25 protein-coding genes are annotated in these 26,740 nt (G+C 71.9%); 16 read left to right on the top strand and 9 right to left on the bottom strand.

Annotation, left to right across the window (positions count from 1 at the left end):
• Positions 1-90 precede the first annotated feature (90 nt).
• From ACQP2F_RS05260 to ACQP2F_RS05250, 3 genes are read left to right on the top strand one after another with little or no spacing between them, the layout of a single operon-like run.
• Positions 91-1,377 (top strand): GAF domain-containing protein, encoded by a 1,287-nt coding sequence (locus ACQP2F_RS05260; protein ID WP_433301153.1) that lies wholly within the window; start codon positions 91-93, stop codon positions 1,375-1,377.
• 37 nt (positions 1,378-1,414) lie between these two features.
• Positions 1,415-2,938 carry an aldehyde dehydrogenase gene (gene adh, locus ACQP2F_RS05255; RefSeq protein ID WP_433301151.1) on the top strand — a complete coding sequence of 508 codons (1,524 nt, stop codon included), beginning with the start codon at positions 1,415-1,417 and terminating at the stop codon, positions 2,936-2,938.
• Between the two features lie 2 nt (positions 2,939-2,940).
• Positions 2,941-3,318: a DUF779 domain-containing protein gene (locus ACQP2F_RS05250; protein ID WP_433301149.1), complete on the top strand. Its 378-nt coding sequence runs from the start codon at positions 2,941-2,943 to the stop codon at positions 3,316-3,318.
• 2 nt (positions 3,319-3,320) lie between these two features.
• Here the strand turns inward: ACQP2F_RS05250 and ACQP2F_RS05245 are convergent, their stop codons facing one another.
• On the bottom strand, positions 3,321-3,836 hold the full coding sequence (locus ACQP2F_RS05245; RefSeq protein WP_433301147.1) for a GNAT family N-acetyltransferase: 516 nt from the start codon (positions 3,834-3,836) through the stop codon (positions 3,321-3,323).
• A 227-nt stretch (positions 3,837-4,063) separates the two neighbouring features.
• Here ACQP2F_RS05245 and ACQP2F_RS05240 point away from each other — a divergent pair, with 227 nt between their 5' ends.
• Positions 4,064-4,882 carry a polysaccharide deacetylase family protein gene (locus ACQP2F_RS05240; RefSeq protein WP_433301145.1) on the top strand — a complete coding sequence of 273 codons (819 nt, stop codon included), beginning with the start codon at positions 4,064-4,066 and terminating at the stop codon, positions 4,880-4,882.
• Here ACQP2F_RS05240 and ACQP2F_RS05235 read toward each other — a convergent pair.
• Positions 4,876-5,241: a DUF3499 domain-containing protein gene (locus ACQP2F_RS05235; RefSeq protein WP_433301143.1), complete on the bottom strand. Its 366-nt coding sequence runs from the start codon at positions 5,239-5,241 to the stop codon at positions 4,876-4,878. The genes ACQP2F_RS05240 and ACQP2F_RS05235 overlap by 7 nt on opposite strands.
• A 294-nt stretch (positions 5,242-5,535) precedes the next feature.
• On the opposite strand from ACQP2F_RS05235, the gene ACQP2F_RS05230 reads away from it, so the two are divergent.
• Positions 5,536-5,901: a metallopeptidase family protein gene (locus ACQP2F_RS05230; RefSeq protein ID WP_433307352.1), complete on the top strand. Its 366-nt coding sequence runs from the start codon at positions 5,536-5,538 to the stop codon at positions 5,899-5,901.
• On the opposite strand, the gene ACQP2F_RS05225 is transcribed toward ACQP2F_RS05230, so the two are convergent.
• Both ACQP2F_RS05225 and ACQP2F_RS05220 read right to left on the bottom strand, forming a co-directional pair.
• On the bottom strand, positions 5,898-6,155 hold the full coding sequence (locus tag ACQP2F_RS05225; RefSeq protein WP_015619224.1) for a WhiB family transcriptional regulator: 258 nt from the start codon (positions 6,153-6,155) through the stop codon (positions 5,898-5,900). The two genes, ACQP2F_RS05230 and ACQP2F_RS05225, sit on opposite strands and share 4 nt — an antisense overlap.
• 518 nt (positions 6,156-6,673) lie before the next feature.
• Positions 6,674-7,510, bottom strand: a complete 837-nt coding sequence (locus tag ACQP2F_RS05220; RefSeq protein WP_433301140.1) for an NmrA family NAD(P)-binding protein — start codon at positions 7,508-7,510, stop codon at positions 6,674-6,676.
• 85 nt (positions 7,511-7,595) lie between these two features.
• On the opposite strand from ACQP2F_RS05220, the gene ACQP2F_RS05215 reads away from it, so the two are divergent.
• Positions 7,596-8,336: a TetR/AcrR family transcriptional regulator gene (locus ACQP2F_RS05215; protein ID WP_433301138.1), complete on the top strand. Its 741-nt coding sequence runs from the start codon at positions 7,596-7,598 to the stop codon at positions 8,334-8,336.
• Here ACQP2F_RS05215 and ACQP2F_RS05210 read toward each other — a convergent pair.
• Entirely contained in the window at positions 8,333-10,843 is a 2,511-nt protein-coding gene (locus tag ACQP2F_RS05210) for a bifunctional FO biosynthesis protein CofGH (protein WP_433301136.1), read from the bottom strand. The genes ACQP2F_RS05215 and ACQP2F_RS05210 overlap by 4 nt on opposite strands.
• Positions 10,844-10,951: 108 nt before the next feature.
• On the bottom strand, positions 10,952-11,902 hold the full coding sequence (locus ACQP2F_RS05205) for a hypothetical protein (RefSeq protein ID WP_433301134.1): 951 nt from the start codon (positions 11,900-11,902) through the stop codon (positions 10,952-10,954).
• 112 nt (positions 11,903-12,014) lie between these two features.
• Between ACQP2F_RS05205 and cofD the strand changes: the two genes are divergently transcribed.
• Genes cofD through ACQP2F_RS05190 form a run of 3 tightly spaced genes read left to right on the top strand, consistent with a single transcriptional unit; the run spans position 12,015 to position 14,787 of the window.
• Complete coding sequence (gene cofD, locus ACQP2F_RS05200) at positions 12,015-12,971, top strand: 2-phospho-L-lactate transferase (RefSeq protein WP_433301132.1); 957 nt, start codon at positions 12,015-12,017, stop codon at positions 12,969-12,971.
• Entirely contained in the window at positions 12,968-14,230 is a 1,263-nt protein-coding gene (locus ACQP2F_RS05195) for a coenzyme F420-0:L-glutamate ligase (RefSeq protein WP_433301130.1), read from the top strand. Before cofD ends, ACQP2F_RS05195 begins: the two co-directional genes overlap by 4 nt.
• A complete protein-coding gene (locus tag ACQP2F_RS05190) occupies positions 14,227-14,787 on the top strand; it encodes an NUDIX hydrolase (RefSeq protein ID WP_433301128.1) in 561 nt (186 codons plus the stop codon). The genes ACQP2F_RS05195 and ACQP2F_RS05190 overlap by 4 nt, the downstream gene beginning before the upstream one ends.
• On the opposite strand, the gene ACQP2F_RS05185 is transcribed toward ACQP2F_RS05190, so the two are convergent.
• Positions 14,788-16,902, bottom strand: a complete 2,115-nt coding sequence (locus ACQP2F_RS05185) for a hypothetical protein (protein ID WP_433301126.1) — start codon at positions 16,900-16,902, stop codon at positions 14,788-14,790.
• A 359-nt stretch (positions 16,903-17,261) separates the two neighbouring features.
• Between ACQP2F_RS05185 and ACQP2F_RS05180 the strand changes: the two genes are divergently transcribed.
• Positions 17,262-19,199 carry an acetoacetate--CoA ligase gene (locus ACQP2F_RS05180; RefSeq protein ID WP_433301124.1) on the top strand — a complete coding sequence of 646 codons (1,938 nt, stop codon included), beginning with the start codon at positions 17,262-17,264 and terminating at the stop codon, positions 19,197-19,199.
• On the opposite strand, the gene ACQP2F_RS05175 is transcribed toward ACQP2F_RS05180, so the two are convergent.
• Positions 19,177-19,902 (bottom strand): TIGR03089 family protein, encoded by a 726-nt coding sequence (locus tag ACQP2F_RS05175; RefSeq protein WP_433301122.1) that lies wholly within the window; start codon positions 19,900-19,902, stop codon positions 19,177-19,179. The two genes, ACQP2F_RS05180 and ACQP2F_RS05175, sit on opposite strands and share 23 nt — an antisense overlap.
• Positions 19,903-20,062: 160 nt before the next feature.
• Between ACQP2F_RS05175 and ACQP2F_RS05170 the strand changes: the two genes are divergently transcribed.
• From ACQP2F_RS05170 to lexA, 3 genes are all read left to right on the top strand, one after another.
• A complete protein-coding gene (locus tag ACQP2F_RS05170) occupies positions 20,063-21,211 on the top strand; it encodes a glycosyltransferase family 4 protein (protein ID WP_433301120.1) in 1,149 nt (382 codons plus the stop codon).
• 34 nt (positions 21,212-21,245) lie between these two features.
• Positions 21,246-22,361 (top strand): mannose-1-phosphate guanylyltransferase, encoded by a 1,116-nt coding sequence (locus ACQP2F_RS05165; RefSeq protein ID WP_433301119.1) that lies wholly within the window; start codon positions 21,246-21,248, stop codon positions 22,359-22,361.
• 87 nt (positions 22,362-22,448) lie between these two features.
• Entirely contained in the window at positions 22,449-23,078 is a 630-nt protein-coding gene (lexA, locus tag ACQP2F_RS05160; protein ID WP_433301117.1) for a transcriptional repressor LexA, read from the top strand.
• On the opposite strand, the gene ACQP2F_RS05155 is transcribed toward lexA, so the two are convergent.
• On the bottom strand, positions 23,056-23,499 hold the full coding sequence (locus ACQP2F_RS05155; RefSeq protein WP_433301115.1) for an NUDIX hydrolase: 444 nt from the start codon (positions 23,497-23,499) through the stop codon (positions 23,056-23,058). The genes lexA and ACQP2F_RS05155 overlap by 23 nt on opposite strands.
• Before the next feature lie 104 nt (positions 23,500-23,603).
• Between ACQP2F_RS05155 and ACQP2F_RS05150 the strand changes: the two genes are divergently transcribed.
• The 3 genes from ACQP2F_RS05150 (at position 23,604) to ACQP2F_RS05140 (ending at position 26,710) form a co-directional block, all read left to right on the top strand.
• The gene (locus tag ACQP2F_RS05150; protein WP_433301113.1) at positions 23,604-24,419 is read left to right on the top strand and encodes an SAM-dependent methyltransferase; all 816 of its coding nucleotides are present in this window, start codon (positions 23,604-23,606) and stop codon (positions 24,417-24,419) included.
• A 210-nt stretch (positions 24,420-24,629) separates the two neighbouring features.
• Positions 24,630-26,294 (top strand): putative bifunctional diguanylate cyclase/phosphodiesterase, encoded by a 1,665-nt coding sequence (locus ACQP2F_RS05145; protein WP_433301111.1) that lies wholly within the window; start codon positions 24,630-24,632, stop codon positions 26,292-26,294.
• Positions 26,291-26,710, top strand: a complete 420-nt coding sequence (locus ACQP2F_RS05140; protein ID WP_433301109.1) for a YbaB/EbfC family nucleoid-associated protein — start codon at positions 26,291-26,293, stop codon at positions 26,708-26,710. The genes ACQP2F_RS05145 and ACQP2F_RS05140 overlap by 4 nt, the downstream gene beginning before the upstream one ends.
• Positions 26,711-26,740: the final 30 nt, after the last annotated feature.

Raw genomic sequence — 26,740 nt, 5'->3', positions numbered from 1 at the left:
CGCCACGGTTACGTGACGAGATCATGGCGGGCGCCGCGGGTTGTCGAGACTGGTGATGCGGGTCACGATGGTGGGGACTGGAGGTGGCCTGTGCCCAACCCCTGGCTCGCCCTCGACCTCGGCGCTGATCCGGCCGAGCGGATCCGACAGGTCGGGCGTGCTCACGAGCGCTTTTTGTCCGGCGATGAGCACGTTCCTCCGGCCCAGATCCGCTCGGTCGTGGCCGACTCGTGGAAGCGCTCGGCCGACGCCCTGCCCGGGGCCGACGGCACCGCCCCGATCGACCTGAGCGACGGCGACCTCGAGCAGTACCGCGCGGCCCACCCCCTGGCCCGCGTTCTCCCGATCTTTCGCGATCTGCTCGGCGGGCTCGCCGAGGACGGCGACCACCTGATGGCGGTCTGCGACGCGTACGGGCGGTTGCTCTGGGTGGAGGGCGCCGCCTCGGTGATGCGCGGCGCCGAGCGGATGAACTTCGTGCCCGGCGCCCGCTGGGACGAGGAGCACGCCGGCACCAACGCGCCGGGCACGGCGATCGCCATCGACCACTCGCTGCAGATCTTCGCGACCGAGCACTTCAGCCGCGGCGTGCAGCGCTGGACCTGCGCGGCGGCCCCGATCCACGACCCGGCGACCGGCCGGCTGCTCGGCGCCATCGACGTGACCGGCGGCGACCACCTGGCCAACCCGCACAGCCTCGCGCTGGTGCGGGCCACGGCGCTGGCGGCGGAGGCCTACCTCGGCAGCCACCTGCCGCCGCCGGCGAGCGCGGGCCGGGTGGTGGCGCTCGGGCGTAACGAGGCGACGCTGACCTTCGGCGGGGTGCGGCAGCGGCTCGGCCGGCGGCACTCGGAGCTGCTCGTCCTGCTCCTGGCGCACCCGGAAGGGCGTACCGGCGAGGAAATTGGCGTTGATCTTTATGGCGACGACGTCAGCCCGGTGACCGTGCGGGCCGAGCTCTCCCGCCTGCGCCGCGCCCTGGGCCCGGAGCTGCTGCAGTCGCGGCCCTACCGGCTGCGCGCCGAGCTCGACTCGGACTTCCGCACGGTGACCCGGCTGCTGGAGCGCGGGCGGGTGGCCGAGGCCCTCGACGAGTACGCGGGACCGCTGCTGCCCGGCTCCGACGCGCCCGGCGTGACCCGGCTGCGGCGCCTGGTCGACGGTCAGCTGCGCGCGGCGGTGCTGGCCTCCGCCGACCGCACCCTGATGCGCACGTGGCTGCACGCACCGTGGGGAGCCGACGACCTCGAGATGTGGGAGTCCTACGCGAGGCTGCTCCCGCCCGGCTCCCCCGCCCGCCCCTTGGCCGTGAGCCGGGTCCGCGACCTGGCCGTCGAGTTCGGTCTTGCAACGCGGTTGCAACGTCCCCGTAACTAGCGTCGGCCGCACCTACCCCCGAGGTGCGGAGGCTGCCATGACCATCTACCAACCGCCCGGTTCCGACGGGTCCCTCGTCAGCTACCAGAGCCGGTACGACCACTACATCGGCGGCGAGTATGTCCCGCCGGCCAAGGGGCAGTACTTCGAGAACCCGACGCCGGTCACCGGCGAGACCTTCACCGAGATCGCCCGCGGCACCGCCGACGACGTCGAGAAGGCGCTGGACGCGGCGCACGGCGCGGCCGACGCGTGGGGCCGCACCTCGGTCGCCGAGCGGGCCAACATCCTCAACAAGATCGCCGACCGGATCGAGGCCAACCTCGAGAAGATCGCGGTCGCCGAGGCGTGGGAGAACGGCAAGCCGGTCCGCGAGACGCTGGCCGCCGACATCCCGCTCGCGATCGACCACTTCCGCTACTTCGCGGGCGCCATCCGGGCCCAGGAGGGCACGGTCGGCGAGATCGACGACGACACCATCGCGTACCACTTCCACGAGCCGCTCGGCGTGGTCGGCCAGATCATCCCGTGGAACTTCCCGATCCTGATGGCGACCTGGAAGCTGGCGCCCGCGCTGGCGGCCGGCAACGCGGTCGTGCTCAAGCCGGCCGAGCAGACCCCGGCCTCGATCCACTACCTGATGTCGCTGATCGGCGACCTGCTCCCGCCCGGCGTGCTGAACATCGTCAACGGCTTCGGCGTCGAGGCCGGCAAGCCGCTGGCCAGCTCGAACCGGGTGGCCAAGGTCGCATTCACGGGCGAGACCACGACCGGCCGGCTGATCATGCAGTACGCGTCGGAGAACCTGATCCCGGTGACGCTCGAGCTCGGCGGCAAGAGCCCGAACATCTTCTTCGAGGACGTGCACCGCGAGGACGACGACTTCCTCGACAAGTCGCTCGAGGGCTTCTCGATGTTCGCGCTCAACCAGGGCGAGGTCTGCACCTGCCCGTCCCGCGCGCTCATCCAGCAGTCGATCTACCAGGACTTCCTGGCCGCGGGCGTGAAGCGGGTCGAGAACCTCAAGCAGGGCAACCCGCTCGACACCGACACCCAGGTCGGCGCGCAGGCCTCGAACGACCAGCTCGAGAAGATCCTGTCGTACATGGACATCGGCCGGCAGGAGGGCGCCCGGGTGCTCACCGGCGGCGCGCGGGCCGACCTCGGTGGCAACCTCTCCGGCGGCTACTACGTACAGCCGACGATCTTCGAGGGCAACAACTCGATGCGGATCTTCCAGGAGGAGATCTTCGGGCCGGTGGTCTCGGTGGCGTCGTTCGCCGACTACGCGGACGCCATCAAGATCGCAAACGACACGCTGTACGGCCTGGGCGCCGGCGTGTGGACGCGGGACATCAACCTCGCGTACCGGGCCGGCCGCGCGATCAAGGCCGGTCGGGTCTGGACGAACTCGTACCACCTGTACCCGGCGCACGCCGCGTTCGGTGGTTACAAGCAGTCCGGCATCGGCCGCGAGAACCACAAGATGATGCTGGACCACTACCAGCAGACCAAGAACCTGCTGGTGTCGTACAGCCCGAAGGCGATGGGCTTCTTCTAGAGATGGCCACCCGGGTAGACGTGACCCCGGCAGCCGCCGACATGATGCGGCGGCTGCGGGGGCAGCACGGTCCGCTGATGTTCCACCAGTCCGGCGGCTGCTGCGACGGCAGCTCGCCGATGTGCTACCTGGAGGGCGAGTTCCGCACCGGCCAGTCCGATGTGCTGCTCGAGTCCCTCAAGATCGACGGCGTGGACGAGCCGATCACGTTCTGGATGTCGTCCTCGCAGTTCGAGCTGTGGAAGCACACCCACCTGACGGTGGACGTGGTCCCGGGGCGCGGCGCCGGCTTCTCGCTGGAGGCGCCCGAGGGCGTACGTTTCCTGATCCGCTCCCGCCTGCTCACCGAGGCCGAACTCGAGGAGCTCGCGGGAACCTGAACCTAGTACTCCGGCGCCGGGTCGTGGCGCAGGCGGCTGTAGAGCAGGCTGTCGCGCCACGCGCCCGCGCGGAACTCGGCCGCCCGGACCACGCCCTCCAGTTGGAATCCCGCCTTGAGCAGCGCCTTCTGCTCGGCGATGTTCTCCGGCTGGGTGGCCGCCTGCACGCGCTCGACCGGCCAGTGCGCGAAGACGTAGTCGGTGACCATCGCCTGCGCGCGCCACCCGATCCCGCGGCCGCGGAACTCCGGCTTGAGCGCGATGCCGATGTCGTACCAGTCGCCCCGCACGCTGTATCTGCCCTTCAGGTACGAGACGATGCCCGCGGCCTCGCCGTCCACCTCGACGGCCAGGCGGCCGACGTCCTCGCCGAGGAAGCCGTTCTCCGCGAACTCCTTGGCCAGGCCGGCCACGGGCCGGAAGCCGTACCAGTTGCCGGGCGCGTAGGCCGGATCCCGCGCGATGACGCGGACCATGTCGAGCTCGTCCTCACGGATCGGCCGCAGCTGGATCTTCATGGGGTCCAGGATGGCCCGATCGATCCGCGGGCGCTGCCCCGTGCGTACCGGACGATGTGATGCGAAAGTGCCTCGCCTGCGTTTCGGATAAATCGGAAATGCGCCATCGAGCGAGTGAGAAAGCTCCCGGAAATGTGCCGAAGGGGCGGTGGCGGCTGGCCATCGAGCGGGTCGAGCGGGCAGTGTCTCTCGAACCGACGCCATTCGAACCAGCCGGGGAGGTTTTGATGCGGTTGTCGCGCCCGAGGAAGCTGGCGCTGGTCGCCGTGGCCCTGTTGGCAGTGGGCCTGGCCGGGCGGGCCGCGGCGGAGACGACGCCGGCGCCGAAGACGCAGGCCGTCGCTCCGGCGGTCAAGGCAACGGCCAAGCCCAAGAAGAAGCCGGCGCCCAGGACCAAGGCCAACGCCAAGGCGAAGGCGGTCGCGCACCGGACGCCGATCGGGCCGGGCGGCAGCAAGATGATCACCGGCAGCAGAGGGGTCGCGCTGACCTTCGACGACGGGCCCGACCCGGTGCAGACGCCGGCCCTGCTCAAGCTGCTCAAGCAGCAGAAGGTGCACGCGACCTTCTGCCTGGTCGGCAAGAACGTGCACCGGCACCCGGAGCTGGTCCGGCAGATCGTGGCCGGCGGGCACACCCTCTGCAACCACACCTGGAGCCACGACCTGCGGCTCGGCAAGAGGACGGCCGCGCAGATCCGGGCCGACCTCGCGCGTACGAACGCGGAGATCCGCAAGGCCGCACCCACCGCGAAGATCAAGTTTTTCCGGGCGCCCGGCGGCAACTTCACGCCCGGCGTCGTCGCCATCGCGAGGTCGATGGGCATGTCGTCGCTCTACTGGCGGGTCGACCCGCGCGACTGGGAGCACCCCGAGGGCGAGACCGACGCGCAGCACCGGTGGCGGGTCATCCAGCGCGTCCAGCGCAACACCCACGACGGCGCGATCGTGCTCTCACACGACTACGCGCAGCCGGACACCATCGCCGCCTACCGGACGCTGCTGCCCTGGCTGAAGAAGCGGCACCAGCTCGTCGGCCTTCAGTGAGCCGGGGGGATGACCCGCAGGTGGCCGCGGCGACCGGTCTGGTGACCTGGTAGCTCCTGCTCGTCGGTGCGCGGCGGGGGCGCCGGCGGCCGGGCCGCCTCGCGGACGGCGTCGGCCAGGGCGACCAGGTCGTCGGTGGTGGGCGGCGGCGGCGCGAAGTCGCCGTCGTGCCGCACGAGATCCCAGCCTCGGGGGGCGGTGAGGCTGCGGGCGTGCGGCTCACACAGGTCGTACGTATGGGGCTCGGCGAACGCCGCGAGGGGGCCGACGACGGCCGTCGAGTCGCTGTAGACGTAGGTCAGTGTGGCGACCGCCTGTCGGGGACAGCCGTTCCGGGAGCAGCGCCGTGGGGACCTCACGGCGGCACGTTATCGCCCCACGGGCTCGCGTGGGGGCCGATGCACCGCGACACGCCGACCCACGGCGCATCACGATTCGGGCATGGTCGCGCAGACACGCCGCCCCGATGGGACGAAATCCCGGCCGGACACGCGGCAAGCGGCGGCAACCACCGCGTACCGCCGGCGGAGGACTAGGCTTGCCGGGTGACCACGAGCCCCGAACGCAGCCGGAGCGACCGGGCCGCGCGCAAAGCCGGCCCGGGTCATCCGGCCCGCCGCGACCGGCACGGGCGGGGTCTGCGCGGGCGCCTGGTGCCGGCCACCGTCCCGCTCGCCCGCACGAAGGCCGAGATCTTCGACGACCTGGTCCTGGACACGGTCGAGAGCCTCGAGCGGCGCTACGCGAAAGAGCTGGCCGGCGTCGAGTTCGCGGTGGAGGACGTGCCCCCCGAGCTCAACGTCTACGACTCCCATGTGCTCGAGGACGGCGAGGTGCCGCTGGCCCGGTTGCTGCCCGGGCGGCCCGGCCGGCAGGAGCTTCCCCCTCGGATCGTGCTCTACCGGCGGCCGCTGGAGTTCCGGGCGATGGACCGCGAAGACCTCGCCGACCTCGTCCACGATGTGATCATCGAGCAGGTAGCCAACCTGCTCGGGGTGGATCCCGACGAGCTGTCCTAAGCGACCCGACGCTTGAGCTTGCGTCGCTCACGCTCGGACAGCCCACCCCAGATGCCGAAACGTTCGTCGTGCCCCAGCGCGTACTCCAGGCACTCGGCCTTCACGTCGCACCGGCCGCAGATCCGCTTCGCCTCGCGGGTCGATCCGCCCTTCTCCGGAAAGAAGGCCTCGGGATCGGTCTGCGAACACAGCGCCCGTTCCTGCCACTCGGGCGCGTCCCCGAGCAGGTCTACCCCTTCAACCTGCGCTTCCATCGGCGTGCCTCCCAATTTCCGCGCCGGCATCGCTGCCGGCGCTGACCCCCCACGCACGCGGCGTGTTTTTTGCGGGCCGGAACCGCCGCACCGCGTCTGAGCGCAGCCTTCCTACCCACAACCCCACCGAAATTACACGCGTGTAAGACGTGCGTCGTCAAGCCGAACCTGATAAATAGGCCCGTTTCCCCGGCGCGCCTTCGGCGCGTCGTGGTCCCGTTCCTGCCCTATCTCTCGGGGGCCGTACCGGGTTACGCCGCGCTGGCGCGTCACGTCCAATTTAACCCGATTTGTGACCTTGAAGCCAAGGGACGATCGGTTCGGGTGATCAACCCGACACGGCGACCCGCGACGGGCTATCAGCCGGGCGGCGGCGGGGCCGGCGTCGGCCGGGCGGCACGGTGGGCGGCGCGGTGGGCGGCGCGGTGGGCGGCGCGGTGGAGGCGCGGTGGGCGGCGCGGTGGGCGGCGCGGTGGAGGCGCGGTGGGCGGCGCGGTGGGCGGCGCGGTGGGCGGCGCCTACAGGGCCTCGCGCGCTCCGCGCGGCTCCCGGCCGAGGAGCTCGCCGAGCAACGGGTCGACGCCGGCGAAGAAGCCGCCCTGCGCGGCCCGGTAGAAGCCCAGCAGAAAGCCGGTCCGCTCGGACTCCCCGGCAGCGACCCGCGCGGCGACCCATTCCTCCTCGGTCACCGCCCGGTACCGGACGGTTTCGCCGGTCAGCTCGGAGGCGGCGGCGGCGAGCTCGGCGAAGGTCGGCGCCGCGGGCGCGGTGAGGGTCACCGGGCCGTCGTACGCGCCGTCGGAAGCGATGATGACGGCGGCCGCCTCGGCGGCATCCTCGCGGGCCGTCCACGACACCGGCCCGTCGCCGGGCACGGCGATCACGCCGGTCTCGCGCCACGGGCCGGCGAGCCACCGGAGGCTGTGGGCGTAGAAGCCGTTGCGCAGCGAGGTCCACGCCACCCCGGAGTCGGCCAGCATCCGCTCGGTCGCGAAGTGGTCGCGACCCGGGCCGAACGGGTTGCCGGGCGCGGCGCCCTGGTGACTGGTGTAGAGGATGCGCTTCACCCCGGCCGCCGCGGCGGCGTCGACGGCCGCGCGGTGCAGGCTGACGGCGTCCGCGGCCGGGTCGTTGGAGGAGACGAGGAGCAGCTGGTCGGCGCCCTCGAACGCCGCCGGCAACGAGGCCGGATCGGCGTAGTCGGCGCGCCGGACCTCGACCCCACGCTGGGCGAAGCGCGCGGCCTTGGCAGCGTCGCGCACGGCGACCGCGATGTCGGCGGCGGGCATGCGGTCGAGCAGATGGTCGACGGTCGCGCCGTTGAGGGCCCCGGTCGCTCCGGTCACGATAATCATTGGTACGCCTTTCCCGTTATCACTGGAAACACCTCGACCGTAACCGCCGTGAACGTTGATAGCAAGTCGCTGTTATCGTTGGTTCGTGAGTGACGGGGCCAAGGGCCGCGCGGCCACCCGGACGGCGATCGTCGACGCCGCCGCGGACCTGTTGCGCGAGGGCGGACCGGCCGCGGTGACGACCCGCGGCGTGGCCGAGCGGGCCGGCGTCCAAGCGCCGGCGATCTACCGGCTGTTCGGCGACAAGGACGGTCTGCTCGAGGCGGTGGCCGAGCACGTCATGGCCGCCTTCGTGGCGGACAAGGCGGCCGGCATGGCGGCGGCCACGGCGGCGGAGGTCGACCCGCTCGACGACCTGCGCGCGAGCTGGCACCGGCAGATCGACTTCAGCCTTGCCAACCCGGCCGTGTTCCGCCTGCTCAGCGACCCGGAACGGGTGCTCGGCTCCCCCGCCGCCCGGATGGGCCGGCAGTTGCTGGAGACCCGCGTCCACCGGCTCGCGGCGGCCGGTCGGTTACGGGTCTCCGAGCCGCGCGCCGTGGACCTGATCCAGGCGGCCGGCATCGGCACCATCCAGATCCTGCTGGCGTCGCCGCCGGAGCGGCGCGATCCGGCCCTGGCCGACGCGATGATGGAGGCCGTCCTGAGCCGCATCCTGACCGACGCGACGGCCGACGCGCCGGCCGGGGCCGCGGACGGACCGCTGGCGGCGGCCGTCGCCCTGCGGGCCTCGGCCCCGCGGCTGGGAGCGCTCAGCGACTCCGAGCGCCGGCTGCTGGTCGAGTGGCTCGACCGGGTCACCGAGGACGGCGCGGCCCCGCGCTAGCGACGGCCGTAGACGGTGGTGCGCTCGACGGCGGGGCGTCCGGCCGACGCCGCGAGCTCCTTCAGTTCCGCGACCGTACGCGCGGAACCGTGCTCGGATCCGGCCATCCGCGAGATCGTCTCCTCCATCAGGGTGCCGCCGAGGTCGTTGCAGCCCCCGTTGAGCATGACCTTGGTGCCCTCGTCGCCGAGCTTGACCCACGAGCACTGGATGTTGCCGATCCGGCCGTGCAGCAGGATGCGGGCCATCGCGTGCACGACCCGGTTCTCCCGCCAGCTCGCGCCCGCGCGGGCGATCCCGGCCAGGTAGATCGGGGCGTTGGTGTGGATGAACGGCAGGGCCACGAACTCGGTGAAGCCGCCCGTCTCGTCCTGCACGCCGGCCAGCACCCGGAAGTGGCCCAGCCACTGACGCGGGTGGTCGACGTGCCCGTACATCATCGTCGAGCTGGACCGGATGCCCACCTGATGGGCCGTCTTGACCACCTCGACCCACGTGCTCGCCGGCAGCTTGCCCTTGGTCAGCACCCACCGGACGTCGTCGTCGAGGATCTCGGCGGCCGTGCCCGGGATCGTGTCGAGTCCCGCCTCGCGCAGCTCGGTCAGCCACTCGCGGATGGGCACGCCGGCCTTCGCCGCGCCGGTGACGATCTCCATCGGGGAGTACGCGTGGACGTGCATCCCGGGCACCCGCTGCTTCACGGCCCGGACCAGGTCCGCGTACGCCGTCACCGGCATCTTGGGGTCGATGCCGCCCTGCATGCACACCTCGGAGGCGCCGTCCTGCCAGGCCTGCTCGGCGCGGTCGGCCACCTGCTCGACGCTCAGCCGATAGGCGTCGGCGTCCTGCTCACGCTGGGCGAACGCGCAGAACCGGCAGCCGACGTAGCAGACGTTGGTGAAGTTGATGTTCCGGTTGACGACGTAGGTGATGTCCTCGCCGTTGACCTCCTTGCGCAGGTCGTCGGCGATCCGCGCCAGCTCGTCGAGGGCCGAGCCGTCGGAGTTGAAGAGCGCCATCGCCTTGTCCTCGTTTTTCGGGATGAGGAGGGCGGCGGGGTCTTCGGAGGCCAGCTTCAGTCCGGCCAACACATCGGTCGGGGTGGTCTTGTTGGTGCCGGCCTTGATGTGCGCGGCCACCTCTTGCCAGTCGCCGTAGACGTCGTCGAAGTCGGAACGGCGGTCGGCGGTACGGCCGGTGGTGTCGATGCTGGCGAAGAGGTCGGTGCGGCCGGTGCCGCCGAACCCGTCGTCGGGCTCCTGCCACGGCTTGCCGGTCGGGATCGCCTCCTCGTTCGCCAGGCCGTCGTCGCTCGCCAGGGCGGCCACGTGCGCCGCGAGGCGGGGGTCCAGCCAGCCCTCGGTGGCGCGTTTGACGTACTCGGGATAGATGGTGAGGCGCTCCCGCAGGACGAATCCCGCCTCCGCCGATTTCGCGCGGAGAAGCTCGATCTGCGGCCAGGGGCGCTCGGGGTTGACGTGATCGGGGGTGACCGGCGAGACGCCGCCCCAGTCGTCGATGCCGGCCCGGATGAGCAGCGCGAACTCGGCGTCGATCAGGTTCGGCGGGGCCTGGATGCGGGCGCGCGGGCCCATGATGATGCGGGCGACCGCCACGGTGGCGGCCAGCTCGCGCAGCTCGGCGTCGGGCATGCCGCGCATCGCGGTGTCGGGCTTGGCCCGGAAGTTCTGGATGATCACTTCCTGGATGTGGCCGAACTCGCGGGCGGTCCGGCGCATCGCGAAGATCGCGTCGATCCGCTCGGCCCGGGTCTCGCCGATGCCGATCAGGATGCCGGTGGTGAAGGGGACGCCCACCCGGCCGGCGTCGTCGAGGACCCGCAGGCGTACGGCCGGTTCCTTGTCCGGAGAGCCGAAATGCGGGCCGCCCGGCTCCGACCACAGACGCGTCGCCGTGGTCTCCAGCATCATGCCCATGCTCGGCGCCACCGGCTTGAGGCGCTGCAGGTCGGCCCAGCTCAGCACCCCGGGATTGAGGTGCGGCAGCAGGCCGGTCTCCTCGAGCACCGCGATCGCACAGGCGCGCACGTAGTCGAGGGTCGAGTCGTAGCCGCGCTCGTCCAGCCACTGCCGGGCCGCCGGCCAGCGCTCCTCGGGGCGGTCGCCGAGCGTGAAGAGGGCCTCCTTGCAGCCCTGCGCGGCGCCCTGGCGGGCGATCTCGAGGACCTCGTCACGCTCGAGGAACGCGGCCGGGAGGCGGTGCGGGACGGTCGCGAACGTGCAGTAGTGGCACCGGTCGCGGCAGAGCCGGGTGAGCGGGATGAAGACCTTCTTCGAGTACGTGACGACGCCCGGCCGGCCCGCCTCGCGCAGCCCCGCATCGCGGATGCCCCCGGCGATGGCCAGCAGGTCGTCGAGCCGGTCGCCGGTCGCGGCCAGCAGCGCGACGGCCTCCTCGGCGTTGATCGCCTTGCCGTCGGCGGCGCGCCGGAGCGCCCGGCGGATGCTCGCGTCGGTCGGAACCGGTTCCTCGTTGACCTCAACCACGCAGTGCAGCCTAGGCCGGAAAGTGACCGGCCGCCCCGGTCGCGCCCGGGTGGGCGCAGTGGAATAGGACACGGCACACTCGGGCCGGTCCTTTTCCGCGCGCGGCGATCAGCTCCGGGGCGGGTCCTCGGCGGCCGGACCGAAACCGGGGCGGTCGTCGATCTTCTCGGTGCGGTCGTCGGCCGGGGCCGGGTCGGTGCGCGGGACGACCTGAGTCGGATCGGTCGCCGCCGGCGCGCCCGATGCCGGGACGCCCGACGTCGGGGCCGGCTGATACGGACCCTGCGGTACCGGCTGGGTCGGCGCGTTACCGGTCGGCATCGCCACCGGGGGCTGGTTCCACGAGGGCGGCGGGGCCGGCTGGCCGTACGTGCCCGGTCCGTAGCCCGGCGGCGGCTGCTGCCCGGGTGCGCCGCCCGCGGGCGGCTGCTGATAGCCACCGGCGGGGTAACCACCACCGGCCGGCGGCGGAAAGCCCGGCTGCCCCGGCGGCGGCCCGTAACCGGGCTGACCGGGGTAGGTGCCGGGCTGGTTGTAGGCGGGCTGGCCGTAGACGCCCGGCTGCGGCTTGGGCTTCGCCGTGTAGAACATGTTGCGCCAGATCAGGTACGTGCCGTAGGCCGCGACCGCGAAGACGGCGAGCCAGGCGACCCGGGCCAGCAGGCCCTCGAACGCGCTGCGGGCGCCGTTGTTGCCGGCCTGGTTGATCAGCCCGATCAGCACGCCGAAGAGCAGCCCGAAGACGGCCGCCACCGCGTACTCGACCAGGGCCGCCAGGACGATCAGGTGGGCCTTGGGGTGGCGCGGCTGGACCATCAGCGACAACAGCACGGCGGCGATCGGGAAGGTGATCGTCTCCAGGTTGATGAAGTTGCCGAAGCTGCCCTGCGTGCGGTAGCCGAACTGGTCGGCGCCGTCCGGGATCAGATCGACGATCGCCAGGAACAGGAACACGGCGGTCGCCCCGACCAGGGCGTACGCCGCGAGGTCGCGCAGCGGGCGAAGGTACTGGCCGGCCGATTTGCCCTCGCCCGGCGCGGGCTGCGGTTGGCTGGTCACTGGTTCTCCCTGACGGATGGTGAGTGGGTCGGCCCAGCGTAGACCGCTCCCGCTTGTGTCGCCGGTTACCCGGGGGCCAGCTTTGTCGTACCCGTGCGGGAGGATGAACGTCATGCGGATCGTGGTCCTCACCGGTGGCATCGGCGGCGCCAAGTTCCTCGTCGGTGTGCGCGCCCATGCCCGTGCCATCGGCGCCGACGTCACGGCGGTGGTCAACGTGGGCGACGACGTGCGCATGCACGGCCTGCAGATCTGCCCCGATCTCGACAGCGTGATGTACACGCTGGGCGGCGCGCACGACCCTCAGCGAGGGTGGGGGCGCGTCGGCGAGACCTGGGTGGTGAAGGAGGAGCTGGCGGCGTACGGCGTGGAGCCGACCTGGTTCGGCCTGGGCGACAAAGACACGGCAACCCATCTGGTGCGTACGCAGATGCTCGCCGCCGGTTATCCGTTGTCCCAGGTCACGGCCGCCTTGTGCGAGCGCTGGAAACCCGGGCTCACGATGCTGCCGGCCACCGACGACCGCCTCGAGACGCACGTGGTGGTCGACGTCGACGGCGAGCGCAAGGCCATCCACTTCCAGGAGTGGTGGGTCCGTTACCGCGGTGACCTGCCCACCCACCGGTTCGTCTTCGTCGGCGCCGACGCGGCCAAGCCGGCCCCCGGGGTCGTCGACGCGATCAGCACCGCCGACGTGGTGCTGCTCGCCCCCAGCAACCCGGTCGTCAGCATCGCCCCGATCCTGGCCGTCGAGCCGATCCGCGACGCGATCGCGAGCGGTCCGGCGCCGGTCGTCGGCGTCTCCCCGATCATCGGCGACTCCCCGATCCGCGGCATGGCCGACAAGTGCCTGGCCACGCTCGGCGTCGAGGTGAGCGCGGCCGGGGTTGCCGCGCTCTACGGCGCCCGCGGCGGCACCGGGCTGTTGGACGGCTGGCTGGTCGACAGCACCGACGAGGGCGCCGCGGTGCCCGGCGTGACGACCCGGGCCGTACCACTCTGGATGAGCTCCGAGGCCGCGACCGCGCAGATGGTCGCCGACGCCCTGGCTGTGGCTGGTGTCGCATGACGGACGGGCTCGAGATCCTCCCGGTGCGCGGCATCGGCGACATCACGGCCGGCGACGACCTGGTCGAGCTGATCGCGACCGCCGCGCCCTGGCTCGCCGACGGCGACGTCCTGGTGGTGACCAGCAAGATCGTGTCAAAGGCCGAGGGCCGCCTCGTCGAGGTGCCGGCCGACGGCCCCGAGCGCGACGCCGCCCGCGACGCCACCCTGGCCGCCGAGACCCGCCGGGTGGTCGCGCGCCGCGGCCCCACCACGATCGTGCAGACCCACCACGGTTTCGTGATGGCCGCGGCCGGCATCGACGCGTCGAACGTCGACAAGACCCACCTGGTCCTGCTCCCCGCCGACCCCGACGCCTCGGCCCGCCGCCTGCGCGCCGGCTTCCGGGCCCGCGGCCTGGACGTGGCGATCGTCATCTCCGACACGATGGGTCGAGCCTGGCGCAACGGCCTGACCGACGTGGCGCTGGGCGCGGCTGGCATTCCCGCGTTCCGCGACCACCGGGGCGAGACCGACCCGTACGGCAACGAGCTCCAGATCACCCAGATGGCCCAGATCGACGAGCTGGCCGCCGCCGGCGAGCTGGTCAAGGGCAAATGCGACCAGGTACCGGTAGCGGTCGTCCGCGGCCTCCCCTTCACCGCCCCGTCCGCACCCGCCGCCGTCTCCCCCACCGCGCCGTCCGCTCCCGATGCGGGCTCGTCCGCCGACGACCTCGACCCGGGTGCCGCGCCACTGCTCCGCGATGCCGCGAGCGACATGTTCAGCCTGGGCACCGCCGAGGCCCGCGCCGCCGGCCTGCTCGACGCCGCCCGCCTGCCGGATGCCACCCGCCTCCCCGGCGTCCCGGTCGACCCCGCCGCGGTGCAGCGCGCCGTGGACGCGGTCGCCGAGGTCCTCGGCCGCACGACCACGGTGACCCCCGCCGACGTGCTACCTCACAACGACGCGACGGCCGCGCTGCACGTGACCTCCCTGGAGCGTGGCCCGGAGGGCTTGATGCGCCTCGGCGCCGACGCTCACCGCTTGCGGGCGGCGCTGGCCGCGGAGGGCATCCTTTCGGTCGCCCTACCGCACGAGGACGGCATTCGCCTGGACCTCTCCGCCCCCGCGCTCACCCCTTCACCCGCCTCAGCCCCGCCCGCCTCGGATGGCGCGCCCACCGACCTCGTCCCGTCGACCACCGCACCCACCGACCTGGACCCCTCCACCACCGCGCCCACTCAGCTCGACTCCTCCGGTCCGGGGAGCGCCCGATGAACGCGGAGCTGCATGCCGACGCGGTGCGGGTGCTCGGGCAGTGGCGGGCCACCACCGAGGAGGGCGACCTCGCGCGGAAGCGGGCGCTCGAGGTACTCGCCGAGGGGCCGGCGGCCATGAGCCGCGCTCACCGGGCCGGGCACATCACGGCCAGCGCGCTGGTGGTCGACGGAGATGGGCGGGTGCTGCTCTGCCTGCACGGACGCCTCGGCAAGTGGATGCAGCTCGGCGGCCACTGCGAGCCGGGCGACGTGACCCTGGTCGCGGCGGCGCTGCGCGAGGCGACCGAGGAGTCGGGCATCGCCGGGCTGACGATCGACGCCGACCCGATCGACGTGGACGTGCACGACGTCCGGTGCGGCGCCGGCGACGGTTCGCCGGCCGGGCCGTCGACCCATTACGACGTGCGGTTCCTGGTGCGCTGCCCGGCCGGCGCGACCGAGCAGATCAGCGACGAGTCCGCGGCGCTGGCGTGGTTCGACCCCGGGGCGCTGCCGTCGCCGCTGGCCTCGGCCACCGCCCGGCAGATCCCGCCCGCGCTGGAGCGCCTTCGCTGATCAGCTCTCGTCGTCGACCGGCCGGCGCGGCGAAGGAATCTCCACATGCGTGGTCTCGTCGGCGCGCTCGTCCGGCGGGCGTTCCATGTTCATGACGGTCATCGAGCGCTTGCCGCCCGCGGTCGTCTCCTCGTCGGCGGGCTGCCGCAGGTGAGGTGGAATGATCGGGCTGGTCGGATCGTCGGCGAAGTCGGGCGCCTCAGCGTCCGCGATCGACACCGGCCCGGCGTCGCGGCGCGCGGCGTCGCGGGGGGCGGCGTCGCGCGGAGCGGCCGGGCGTAGCTCGATCACCGTGCTGTGGTCGGTCGGTGGCGGTACCAGCATCGGGCGGATGACCTGGGTGCGCTCGTCGTCGATGGTCTTGCCGTCCAGGCGGATCACCTGGGTCTCGTCGCCGCCTACGTCGCCGGTCGCTCGGTTGCTCAGGTCGCGGGTGGTGCGTTCGCCCGGCACGGCGCGAGGGGAACGGGCCGGAAACTTGATGACCTGCGTCTTCTCGCCCGAAGAGGAATCCGAGTTCGAGGATGGGGCCGGGGTCGGGAACGGGACGACCTGGCTGCGGTCCGCACGCTCGGCCGCGTCGCCGACCGGCAGGCGGACCACCTGCGTCCGTTCGGCCGCGTCGCCGACCGGCAGGCGAACCACCTGCGTCTGATCTCCCGAGTCGCCGAGCGGAAGCCGGATCACCTCGGTCCGGTCCTCGGCGAGTGTGGCCGCGGTGGGCTCTTCGTTGTCCGGAGAGTCGTCGTCCGCGGAGGAAGCGTCCGCCTCCGACTCCGGCGGCGACTGCGATTCCGACGGCGACTCCGGCTCCGGCTCGAAGGCCGCGGCCGTCGACTCCTCGTCGGCGACGGTGGCGGCGTCGGTGGCGGTCTCGGTCTCGGTCTCGGCGTCGGTGTCGGTGACGGTGTCGGTGGCGGTGGCGTCGGTAACGGGCTCGTCGTCGCCGGTAACGGCGGCGGTCGTCTCGTCCTCGATCACGAAGGCGGTGGCGTCGGACTCGGGCTCCTCCTCGCTGCTCACCACCGCGGTCGTCTCGTCGTCGACCACCAGGACGGTGACGTCGGACTCGGGCTCCTCCTCGCTGCTCACCACCGCGGTCGTCTCGTCCTCGACCACCAGGACGGTGACGTCGGGCTCGGGATCCTCGTCGCTGCTCACCACCGCGGTCGTCTCGTCCTCGACCACCAGGACGGTGACGTCGGGCTCGGGCTCCTCGTCGCTGGTCACCACCGCGGTCGTCTCGTCCTCGACCACCAGGACGGTGACGTCGGGCTCGGGCTCCTCGTCCGGCTTCGCCGGGGGAGGAAGGATCAGGAGACCTACCGGCTCGTCGTCGACCAGCGCATCGATCGGCTCCTCGGCGAGCGAGCCAGCACGCGAACTCGAGGACGTAGGCGGATCCGCAACGGCCGACGCGGAGGAAGACGGAGAACGAGACGAGGAGACCGCGGCGGGAGACGGTGTGGCTGCCGCCGCCGGCCCCTCGGAGAGGAGGGTCGTCTCGTCGTCGGGGAGGCCGAGCAGCACGTCCAGTGTGGTCACGCCGACCACGGCGGTCGTCGTGTCCGGCGGGCGGGGCAGGACGGTGGTCGGGTCGGCGCCCAGGGCCGGCGCGCCGAGCACCGCCGTCTCGGTGGCGGCCAGCGGGACGCCGGCGGCGGGGGCGGTGGCCCGAGCCCGGCCGATCTGACCGATGACGGGCAACACCGGCGGTTCGTATTGTGCCCACCGGCGGGCGCTCAACGCCGTACAGATCAGGGGAACCGCAAGCAACGCCGCCAAGCCGTAGCCCGGCCGGGAGAGGTCGAATCCGTCCTTGGCCACCGCGTGCGGCCAGACGTCGGCGTATGCCGACGGTGAGATCAGCGCCCACGACGCGAGCGCGAGGTAGACGACCCCGGCGAGCAGCGGGCCGGCGGGCGAGAACGGGCCGAGCACGAGGATTCCGTACGCCGCACCCGCCAGCAGCAGAAGCAGGAGCCCGGTGAGACTCTCCACGGCGAAACCGTCGCGGCCCCGAACGGTCAGGTCCCCGGTGAGTCCCACGCCGGTCAGCACCCAGGCTGCCGGCGCCAGGACGAGCGCATAGAAGATCGACCTGATGTGGCGCAACGCTGTCTCCCCGGGTGGCTCTGCTTCAGGACGCTACCCGCGACGAGCAAGCCGGCCGCGGGACGCAACGTAGCCGTCAAGACCCACCGCACCAGGCCAGACGCCGGATCGGCTCGGCCGGGCGGGCACAGTTCGCGACCGAACAGCCAGCCGCGAGCGGCGCGGGGAAGTCGCCCGGTGACCCGGCGATGTGGGCCGCCACCCCCGAAACGTCCCGCCTGTGGTGCCGACCTACATAGCCGCCGAGGCGCCGCTGCGGCGAGGCTCGAAGCTTGGCGCCCGAGGCAGGCCATGAGCTCGGCCGGCGGTCGAAGGCGAGCTGCGGAAGGCGGGGACTGAACCTTGGTTAAGGTGTGTGCATGACGGGCACAGTGTTGTGGGAGCCGCCGGCCGACGTGCTGTCGACCACGCGGATCGGGGACTATCTGCGCTGGCTGAGCGACAAGGGCCGAAATTTCGGGTCCTATGCCGAGCTGTGGGACTGGTCCGTCACCGACCTGTCCGGGTTCTGGCAGTCGATCTGGGACTACTTCGAGGTCATCGGCCACGACGAGCCGGCCGCCGTGCTGGACGGCGCGAGCATGCCCGGCGCGAAATGGTTCCCGGGCGCGACCCTCAACTACGCGGAGCACGTCCTGCGCATGCCCGGGATCGGCGACGACGAGGCGGTCGTCATCGCGTACTCGCAAACGCGTGAGCCGATCACCTTGACCGCGCGGCAGCTGCGTGACCAGGTCCGGCGGGTGCGTGCCGGGCTGAAGGCCCGCGGTGTCGGCAAGGGTGACCGGGTCGCGGCCTACGCGCCGAACATCCCCGAGACCTACGTGCTCATGCTCGCCACCACCAGCCTCGGCGCGATCTTCTCCTCGTGCGCGCCCGAGTTCGGCAGCCGCAGCGTGATCGATCGCTGGAGCCAGATCGAGCCCAAGGTCCTGGTCGCGGTCGACGGCTACAAATACGGCGACAAAGCCATTTCCCGTACGGATGAGGTCGCCGCGATCCGCAGCGCGATCCCGTCGATCACGTCCGTCGTGACGATCGGTTACCTCGACCAGGAGGCCGGTAACTGGCCGTCACTCAGCGGCGATGACCCCATGGAGTTCGAGGCCGTCCCGTTCGATCACCCGCTGTATGTGCTCTACAGCTCGGGCACGACCGGGCTGCCGAAGCCGATCGTGCACGGGCACGGCGGCATCCTGCTCGAGCACCTCAAGATCTTGGCGCTGCATCACGATCTCGGGCCCGGCGACCGGTTCTTCTGGTTCACCACGACCGGGTGGATGATGTGGAACTTCCTGGTCAGCGGGCCGGCCGTGGGCGCCTCGATCGTCTTCTTCGACGGCAATCCCGGCTTCCCCGACATGTCGGCCTTGTGGGACTTGGTCGACTCGGCGGACATTGCATATTTCGGCACCTCGGCACCGTTCCTGATGGCCTGCCGGAAGGCCGGATTGAAGCCGGACAAGCCGGGCCTGAAGGCGATCGGCTCGACCGGCGCGCCGCTGCCGGCCGAGGGCTTCCACTGGGTGTACGACGCGGTCGGCAAACAGTTGCAGTTGCAGTCCCTCTCCGGCGGCACCGACGTGTGCACCGGCTTCGTCGGCGCCTCCCCGCTGCACCCGGTCATCGAGGGCGTGATCGCCTGCCGCTGCCTGGGCGCCAAGGTCGAGGCCTACGACCCGGCCGGCCACCCGGTGATCGACCAGCTGGGCGAGCTGGTCATCACGGCGCCGATGCCGAGCATGCCGGTCGGCTTCTGGAACGACCCCGACGGCCGCCGCTACCGGGAGGCGTACTTCGACGTCTTCCCCGGCGTCTGGCGGCACGGCGACTGGATCACCATCGCCGCCGACGGCACCAGCGTCATCACCGGCCGCTCCGACGCGACCCTGAACCGGGGCGGCGTCCGACTGGGCACGGCCGAGTTCTACTCGGTGGTCGAGAGCCTGCCCGAGATCGCCGACTCGGTGGTCGTACACCTGGAGCAGAACGACAACCCCAACGGCGAGCTGCTGCTCTTCGTGGTCGTGGCCGACGGCGGCGAGCTGACCGAGGAGCTGACCGGCCGCATCCGGCGCGAGCTGCGGACCGCGCTGTCGCCACGGCACATTCCGGACGAGATCTACCAGGTACGCGCGGTGCCGCGCACCCTCTCGGCGAAGAAGCTGGAGGTGCCGGTGAAGCGCATCCTGACCGGCACGCCGGTGGAATCGGCCGCGGCCAAGGGCGCCCTGGCCAACCCGGAGTCGCTGACCGCCTTCGAGGAGCTGGCGTCTAGGCGGTCAGCACAAGAGTGACCTTCTCCTCGGCGGCCCGGCTGTCGAGCTTGGCCGGATCGAGGTTGGCGCACAGCACCACCGACGCGCCCACCGCCAGGGGTGCGACCAGCCAGTCGATCGGGTCGGGGTAGGCGCGGGTATCGATGAGCGCCCGGTCGCCGGTGGTCAGGCCCAACTCGGCCGCCCGCTCGGTCGCGGTTCGCAACACGGCCAGGTGGCTCAGCTCGATCGGGGCGGCCAGCGCGAGCGCGTCCGGCGCCACCGGCACGCCACGGAAGTGGTCACCGTAGTTGCGCACCTCTGTCACATAGTCGACAAAACCCGGGGGCACCTCGCGCAGCGGCATGGCCAGCGGCAGCAGGCCGGTCGCGTAGCGGTCGGCGGCCGCCCACTCCTCGGCGCCCGGCAGCGAGGGCGTCGTAAACAGGGCATCCACCGGCCGCGGGCGGCCGGGCAGGGCGACCGCGAGGCCGGCCGACGACACGCCGAGGACGATCGCGGCGGTCTGCCAGTGCGGCGGCAACACCACCGCGGCCGTGTCGCCGGCGCCCAGGCCGAGGCCGTCGACCATGAGGTTCGCGGTCTTCGAGACCCAGTTGTCCAGGGTCGCGCCGGAGAGCTCGGTCCGGTCGCCGGTCGCGTCGTCGTACCAGGTCAGCAGCGGGGCGGCAGGGTCGCGCGCGACCGCGGCGGCGAACGCCTGCGTGATCGTCGTATGCACCACATCAACGATAATCACGTCACCGTAAGTAACCGATCCTGAACGGGCGATGAGTTCCCGGAAACGCTTGGAATCAGGCGGTGTCGCGGTCACGTCCCCGATGCATTCCGGGCGTAGTCTTGCCAGTGGTCTGAATTACAACCTCTTTGGGAGTTGCCTCGTGACCGCCGGTCGCCCCCCGCGAGTGCTCGTCGACGCCACCAGCGTCCCCGCTGATCGGGGAGGCGTCGGCCGATACGTCGACGGCCTTCTCGGCGCCCTCGGCCGGATGGATCCGGAACGGGTCGATCTCGCCGTCGTGGCCCAGCGTTCGGATGCGGAGCGTTACAGCCGCATGCTCGGTGACGCCGAGGTCATCGCCGGTCCGGCCGCCGTGGCCCACCGGCCCGCCCGCCTCGCCTGGGAGCAGACCGGCCTGCCGCTGCTCGCCCAGCAGGTCGGGGCCCAGGTGCTGCACTCGCCGTTCTACACGTGCCCGCTGCGGGCCGGCTGCCCGGTGACGGTGACCGTCCACGACGCCACCTTTTTCACCGAGCCCGAGCACTACGACAACACCAAGCGCACGTTCTTCCGCAGCGCGATCAAGACGTCGCTGCGCCGGGCGGCCCGGGTGATCGTGCCCAGCAAGGCCACCCGCGACGAGCTGATCCGCCTGCTCGACGCCGACCCGACCCGCATCGACGTGGCCTACCACGGCGTCGATCCGGCCGCCTTCCACGGGCCGGCCGAGGACGAGAAGTCCCGCGTCCGGGCCCGCCTCGGCCTCGGCGACGCCGGCTACGTCGCCTTCCTCGGCGCCAAGGAGCCGCGGAAGAACGTGCCCAACCTGATCCGCGGCTGGGCCCGCGCGGTCGCCGACTGGCCGCATCCGCCGGCCCTCGTGCTGGCCGGCGGCCAGGGCCACGACGACGAGATCGACCGCGCCGTCGCCGAGGTCCCGTCCCACCTGCGGCTGCTGCGCCCGGGCTACCTGCGCTACGCCGACCTGCCCGGCTTCCTCGGCGGCGCGCTGGTCGCCTGCTACCCGTCCTTCGGCGAGGGCTTCGGCCTGCCGATCCTCGAGGCGATGGCCTGCGCCACGCCGGTGCTGACCACGCCGCGGCTGTCGCTGCCGGAGGTCGGTGGCGACGCGGTGGCGTACACAACGGAGGATCCCGACCGCATCGCGTCCGACCTGGCCGACCTGCTGCACGACGAGCAGCGCCGGCTGACCCTGGCCAAGGCCGGCTTCGACCGGGCCAAGGAGTTCACCTGGGCGTCCAGCGCCGAGGTGCACGTGACGACCTGGCGGCGGGTCGCGGCGGCGTGAGCCACCCCTCCCGCAGCCACTACACTCTGTGCGCATGACTGAGCCTTGGGATTCGCTGTACGGCGTGGTGCTGGCCGGCGGAACCGGAACGCGTCTCTGGCCGCTCTCGCGGGCCGGGCACCCGAAGTTCCTGCACCCGCTGACCGGCACCGACGCCTCGCTCTTGCAGGCCACAGTCGACCGTCTCGACCTGCTGGTCCCGTCCGAGCGGATGCTCGTGGTCACCGGCGTGGCCCATGCCGCCGCGGTGTCCCGCCAGCTCAGCCAGGTCCCCGCCGACAACGTGCTGGTCGAGCCCTCGCCGCGGGACTCCTGCGCGGCGATCGCCCTGGCCGCCGCCGTGATCGCCCGGCGCGAGCCGGAGGCGGTCATGGGTTCGTTCGCCTCCGACCACCTGATCGCGGACAAGGACCAGTTCACCGAGGTCATCCGGCAGGCGATGGGCGGCGCGCGGCAGGGCCTGCTGATGACGCTGGGCATCACCCCGACGCGGCCCGAGACCGGCTACGGCTACCTGGAGTGCGGCGGCGCGATCGGCGACGGCCCGGTGCTCGCGGTCGAGGAGTTCAAGGAGAAGCCGTCGTACGACGTCGCCGAGAGCTATGTGAAGTCCGGCAACTACCTGTGGAACGCCGGCATGTTCGTCTGGCGGGTCGACGCCTTCCTGTCCGAGCTCTCCCGTCAGCAGCCGCAGCTCGCGGCCGGCATCTCGCGGATCGCCCAGGCGTGGGACTCGCCGGGCCGCGAGGAGGTGCTCGGCGAGGTGTGGCCGACGCTGCCGCGCATCTCGGTCGACTACGCGGTGATGGAGGGCGCGGCCACGGTCGGCCGGGTCGGCACGGTTCCCGGCGACTTCGGCTGGAACGACGTCGGCGACTTCCACACGCTCGGTGAGGTGCTGGCCTCCGACCACTCCGGCAACGTGGTGGTCGGCCGGTCGGCCGAGGACAAGGGCGGCGTGCTTCTCCGCGAGACCGAGGGGCTGGTCGTGGTGCCCACGCCGGGCCGGTTGGTGGCGGCCATGGGCGTACGGGATCTGGTCATCGTCGATACGCCCGACGCGGTGCTGGTCTGTCCGCGCGACCGGGCGCAGGAGGTCAAGCAGCTCGTCGACCAGCTCAAGGACGACGGCGAGGTCGGCTACATCTGACCGGCGCCGCGGTTTCGCCGGTTACTCGGCGTCTCCCGATCGAACTCGGTTAGTACAAATGATCGAGAAATGTAGTATCGTCACGGCATGGCTTCCCCTTCGCCGGAGCTCACCGCACGCCAGCGACAGATCCTCACGATGATCCGTGACTGGTCCGACCGGCACGGTTATCCACCCACCATGCGCGAGATCGCGTCCGCCGTCGGTCTCGCGTCGCCGTCCTCGGTCGCCCATCAGCTCACCGTCCTCGAGGAGCGCGGCCACCTGCGGCGCGATGCCCGGGGCTCGCGCGCCGTCGCGCTCCTCGACGACACCACCGAGAAGACCGAGGAAAAGCACACCGATGACGTACGCGTCCCGCTGCTGGGCGCGATCGCGGCCGGCGCGCCGATCCTCGCCGACGAGCAGGTCGAGGACGAGCTGACCCTGCCGCTCAGCATGGTCGGCCGGGGCACGCTGTTCGCGCTCCGGGTCAAGGGCGACTCGATGATCGAGGCCGCCATCTGCGACGGCGACGTGGTCGTCGTGCGCCAGCAGCCCACCGCCGAGAACGGCGACATCGTGGCGGCGATGCTCGAGGGCGAGGCGACCGTCAAGGTGTTCCGCCGCACCGGCAGCCAGATCGACCTGGTCCCCCGCAACCCGGCCTACGACGTCATCCCCGGCAACCACGCCGTCATCCTCGGCAAGGTCGTCACCGTGATGCGCCGCCTGTGACACCCCGCAGGAGGTCGGCGAGCCCGTCGGGATAGAGCGGCGACCCGGCGCCGAAACCGCTCAGCGGCCGCCACAGCACCTTCGTGCCGGCGTCGTCCAGCACCTCGCCGACGACGTCCCGCTCGTAGAAGGACGAATCGGTGAGCCGGCAGCCGAAGATGAAGGCGATCTCGTGCCCGTCCCGGCCCATCCCGTGGAAGATGTTCTCGAGCACGCCGAGCCGCTCGATGTCGGCCAGCTCCGCCCCGAGCTCTTCGCGCAGCTCCCGGGCGACTGCCGTCGCGGCCGTCTCGCCGAACTCGATGCCGCCGCCCAGCGGCCGATAGAAAGTCTGGTCCTTGGTCGGGTCGTAGTACTCGAAGACCAGCAGGTCGTCGCCGCGGCGGGGAACCGCCAGCGCGATGGGCCGGATGGAAGGCATCCGCCGAAACTACCGGAGAGACCTCCGTCCACACCGGACCTCGGGGTGGCCCTCGGGCGATTCAGCGACTTGAATGATCGGAGGACGACGGGGAGGAGCGGACCGTGGGTGAGGCATACGGCTGGGTGCCCGAGGGCGTGGACATCACGGTGCCGGACGCGTCGCGCGTCTACGACTACGCGCTCGGCGGGGTGCACAACTTCGCGGTCGACCGGGAGTTCTGGCATCGGGCCGAGAGCGCCTTCCCCGGGGCGGCGGCGGCCGCGCGGGCCAACCGGGCGTTCCTCGGGCGGGCCGTGCGATGGGTGGCCGCGCAGGGCGTGCGGCAGTTCCTCGACATCGGCTCGGGCATTCCCACGCTCGGCAACGTGCACGAGGTCGCCCAGGAGGCCAACCCCGACGCCCGCGTCATGTACGTCGACATCGACCCGATCGCCGTGCAGCAGAGCCGGAGCCTGCTCGAGGGAAACCCGTACGCGCAGGTGATCGAGGCCGATCTGCGCGACCCGGAGACCATCCTCAACCACCCGGATGTGCTGCGGCTGCTCGACTTCTCCGAGCCGGTCGCGATCCTCACCGTCGCCGTCCTGCACTTCGTCCCCGACTCGGCCGGTCCCGCGGCGATCATGAAGCGGCTCGGCGACGCACTGGTCTCCGGCAGCTACCTGGTCGTCTCGCACGCCGGACCCGACGCCACGCCGGAGGGGCGCGCACTTCAGGAACAGGTCCGCAAGTTGTACGAGCGGACGCCCACCCCGCTCACGATCCGCGACGCCGACGAGGTGGCCGCGCTGATCGGCAGCGACTTCGAGATCGTGCCCCCGGGCGTCACGCCCGCGACCGGCTGGCACCCCGATCCGGACGAGGCCGGCGAGCCCCCGCAGCCGACGGCGCTGGCCGCGGTGGCCCGCAAGCGTTGATCGCCGGTATGCCGTTTCTTACGCGAAGTGCACGCAACCGGCGCATCGGTCACCGTGCGTATCCACATTGACCGGATCAGTACGACGAAGCGTGGCGATCATGACCTTTAGCGCATGACGGCCACCGAGGCAAGAATGGCCCGCGCCGGACGTGAATGGGCATAATTCGGCGGCCGTCACTTGGGAGGGCGGCCGGGGAGGAAAGACGCGATGGGGGCCGACCTCGCCCAGGACTGGCTGCGCGGCATCACCAGCGCCGGCTTCGTCCCCGGCGTGCGTGCCAAGGCCCGCGCCGCCCTGCATGACCTGATCGAGGAAATGGTCGCGGCTCTGCGCGCCGAGCCCTTCGACCCGGCAAAGGGCCGGCGGATCGGCGCCGAGCTGGTCGATCTGCGGATGTCCGCCCCACCCGTGATCGGGATGAGCGTACGGCTGCTGGCCGAACGTCTCCCCGCCGCGGCCGCGAGTGACCCGCACCGCGTGCTGCAGTTGCTCGAGCATCTGACCACCGGGTTCGTCACCGCCCAGCGCGACGCCGCGGTCGAGGCGGCCGAGCAGATGAACCGGTCGGAGAAGATCCATTGGCGTCGGGTGCAGACCGACCTCCAGCAGCGCCTCCAGCACGCGCTGCTGCACGACCCGGTCACCGGCCTGCCCAACGAGCAGAGCCTGCGCCGGCACCTCGAGACGCCGGAGTCGCCGCGGCTCGGCCTCTGCCTGCTCGCCGTCGACCGCTTCCCGGAGCTGGCCGACACGCTCGGGCACGACAACGCGGGCAAGCTGCTCACCGCCGTCGCCCACCGGTTGCGGCAGCTCTCCGGCAGCTTCCTGGCGCACTTCGGCGACGGCCAGTTCGCGCTGGTCGCCGGCCCGACCGCCGGGCCGGACGAGGTGATCAAGCTGGCCGACCAGGCCCGCCGCACGCTGCAGGCGCCGTTCCCGCTGGACGGGCATTCGCTACGGGTGCACGCGACCGCGGGGATCGCCGAGGGCCGCACCGCCGGCACCAGCCCCGACCAGTGGCTGCGCGACGCCCGCCTGGCGCTCGGCTGGGCCCGGCGCGACCGGCACGACCACGCCGTCTTAGAGCCGTCCCGGGCCGAGGACGAGCGCCGCCGGCATCGCCTGGCCGCCGCCCTGCCGTCCGCCCTCGAGAACGGCGAGTTCCTGGCCTACTACCAGCCGCTCTACCGGCTGAGCGACCGGGCGATCATCGGCGTCGAGGCGCTCGCCCGCTGGCAGCGACCGGACGGCTCCCCGCCGCTCGGCCCGCGCGACTTCATCACGCCGGCCGAGCACACCGGGCTCATCCGCCCGCTGGGCCGCACGCTGCTCGCGCAGGCCTGCCGCCAGGGCGCGGCGTGGCGCCGGGCCGGGCACGACCTGCTGATCAGCGTGAACCTCTCACCGCTGCAGCTCGGCGAACCGACCTTCGCGGCCGACGTCTCGGACATCCTGCTCCGGTCCGGCCTTCCGGCCGAGAACCTCCAGCTCGAGATCACCGAGAGCACGGCGCTCGAGCCGGGCTACGAGACGCTGCAACAGATCAACAACTTGGGCGTACGGCTGGCGCTCGACGATTTCGGGACCGGTTACTCGAGTCTCGCCACCCTGTCGTGGCTGCCGGTGGCCAACGTCAAGCTCGCCGCCGAGTTCATGACCGACGCCGGCGGCCCGGCCGCCACCGAGGTGCTGCGCCACACGATCGCCCTGTGCCACGCGCTCGGCCTCACGGTGACCGCCGAGGGCATCGAGTCGGCCGCCCAGGAGACCCTGCTGCGCGACCTGTCCTGCGACAACGGCCAGGGCTACCACTTCGCGCGGCCCGCGCCGGCCACCCAGATCACCCGGCGTCTCACTAGAATTCGACGATGACTGATTTGAGCGGGGGCGGGTTCCTCGACCCGGACGCGTCGATGGCGTACTTGCAGAACTGGAAGGGCCGTGTCGACAAGATGGCCGCCGACACCCAGGCCATGAGCGCCCGCCTGGGCGACCTGCGGGTCACGGCCGAGGACGACAACGGCCTGGCCCGGGTCACCATCGACGCGAACGGCGTCCTGCTCGACGTACATCTGAGCGACCGCATCCACCGCTTCGCTCCCGAGGCCGTCTCCCGCGCGATGATGAGCGCTTTCGGCAAGGCCCGGCGCAAGGCGGCGGAGCAGTCCCGCGACATCATCACCGCGACGATGGGCGCCGACTCGATCGCCGGCCGCACGATCGCCGAGCGGGTGGAGCAGCAGCTCCGGTCCCACGAGGAGGGGCGCTTGGCGGGCGACGAGCGCTGAGCCCGCACCGGTCGCCGCGGTCCGCACCGT

The sequence above is a fragment of the Actinoplanes sp. CA-030573 genome (assembly GCF_050951115.1).
GTDB lineage: Bacteria > Actinomycetota > Actinomycetes > Mycobacteriales > Micromonosporaceae > Actinoplanes.
Note: the sequence above shows the minus strand (reverse complement) of the source record. Positions and strands in the feature narration are given on the sequence as shown.

What these genes read in the sequence shown, in the direction of transcription:
- adh (WP_433301151.1), top strand. Translation starts at nt 1,415, where the DNA reads ATGACCATCTACCAACCGCCCGGTTCCGACGGGTCCCTCGTCAGCTAC.
- ACQP2F_RS05250 (WP_433301149.1), top strand. Translation starts at nt 2,941, where the DNA reads ATGGCCACCCGGGTAGACGTGACCCCGGCAGCCGCCGACATGATGCGG.
- ACQP2F_RS05245 (WP_433301147.1), bottom strand. Translation starts at nt 3,836, where the DNA reads ATGAAGATCCAGCTGCGGCCGATCCGTGAGGACGAGCTCGACATGGTC.
- ACQP2F_RS05240 (WP_433301145.1), top strand. Translation starts at nt 4,064, where the DNA reads ATGCGGTTGTCGCGCCCGAGGAAGCTGGCGCTGGTCGCCGTGGCCCTG.
- ACQP2F_RS05225 (WP_015619224.1), bottom strand. Translation starts at nt 6,155, where the DNA reads ATGGAAGCGCAGGTTGAAGGGGTAGACCTGCTCGGGGACGCGCCCGAG.
- ACQP2F_RS05220 (WP_433301140.1), bottom strand. Translation starts at nt 7,510, where the DNA reads ATGATTATCGTGACCGGAGCGACCGGGGCCCTCAACGGCGCGACCGTC.
- cofD (WP_433301132.1), top strand. Translation starts at nt 12,015, where the DNA reads ATGCGGATCGTGGTCCTCACCGGTGGCATCGGCGGCGCCAAGTTCCTC.
- ACQP2F_RS05195 (WP_433301130.1), top strand. Translation starts at nt 12,968, where the DNA reads ATGACGGACGGGCTCGAGATCCTCCCGGTGCGCGGCATCGGCGACATC.
- ACQP2F_RS05190 (WP_433301128.1), top strand. Translation starts at nt 14,227, where the DNA reads ATGAACGCGGAGCTGCATGCCGACGCGGTGCGGGTGCTCGGGCAGTGG.
- ACQP2F_RS05180 (WP_433301124.1), top strand. Translation starts at nt 17,262, where the DNA reads ATGACGGGCACAGTGTTGTGGGAGCCGCCGGCCGACGTGCTGTCGACC.
- ACQP2F_RS05165 (WP_433301119.1), top strand. Translation starts at nt 21,246, where the DNA reads ATGACTGAGCCTTGGGATTCGCTGTACGGCGTGGTGCTGGCCGGCGGA.
- lexA (WP_433301117.1), top strand. Translation starts at nt 22,449, where the DNA reads ATGGCTTCCCCTTCGCCGGAGCTCACCGCACGCCAGCGACAGATCCTC.
- ACQP2F_RS05155 (WP_433301115.1), bottom strand. Translation starts at nt 23,499, where the DNA reads ATGCCTTCCATCCGGCCCATCGCGCTGGCGGTTCCCCGCCGCGGCGAC.
- ACQP2F_RS05145 (WP_433301111.1), top strand. Translation starts at nt 24,630, where the DNA reads ATGGGGGCCGACCTCGCCCAGGACTGGCTGCGCGGCATCACCAGCGCC.
- ACQP2F_RS05140 (WP_433301109.1), top strand. Translation starts at nt 26,291, where the DNA reads ATGACTGATTTGAGCGGGGGCGGGTTCCTCGACCCGGACGCGTCGATG.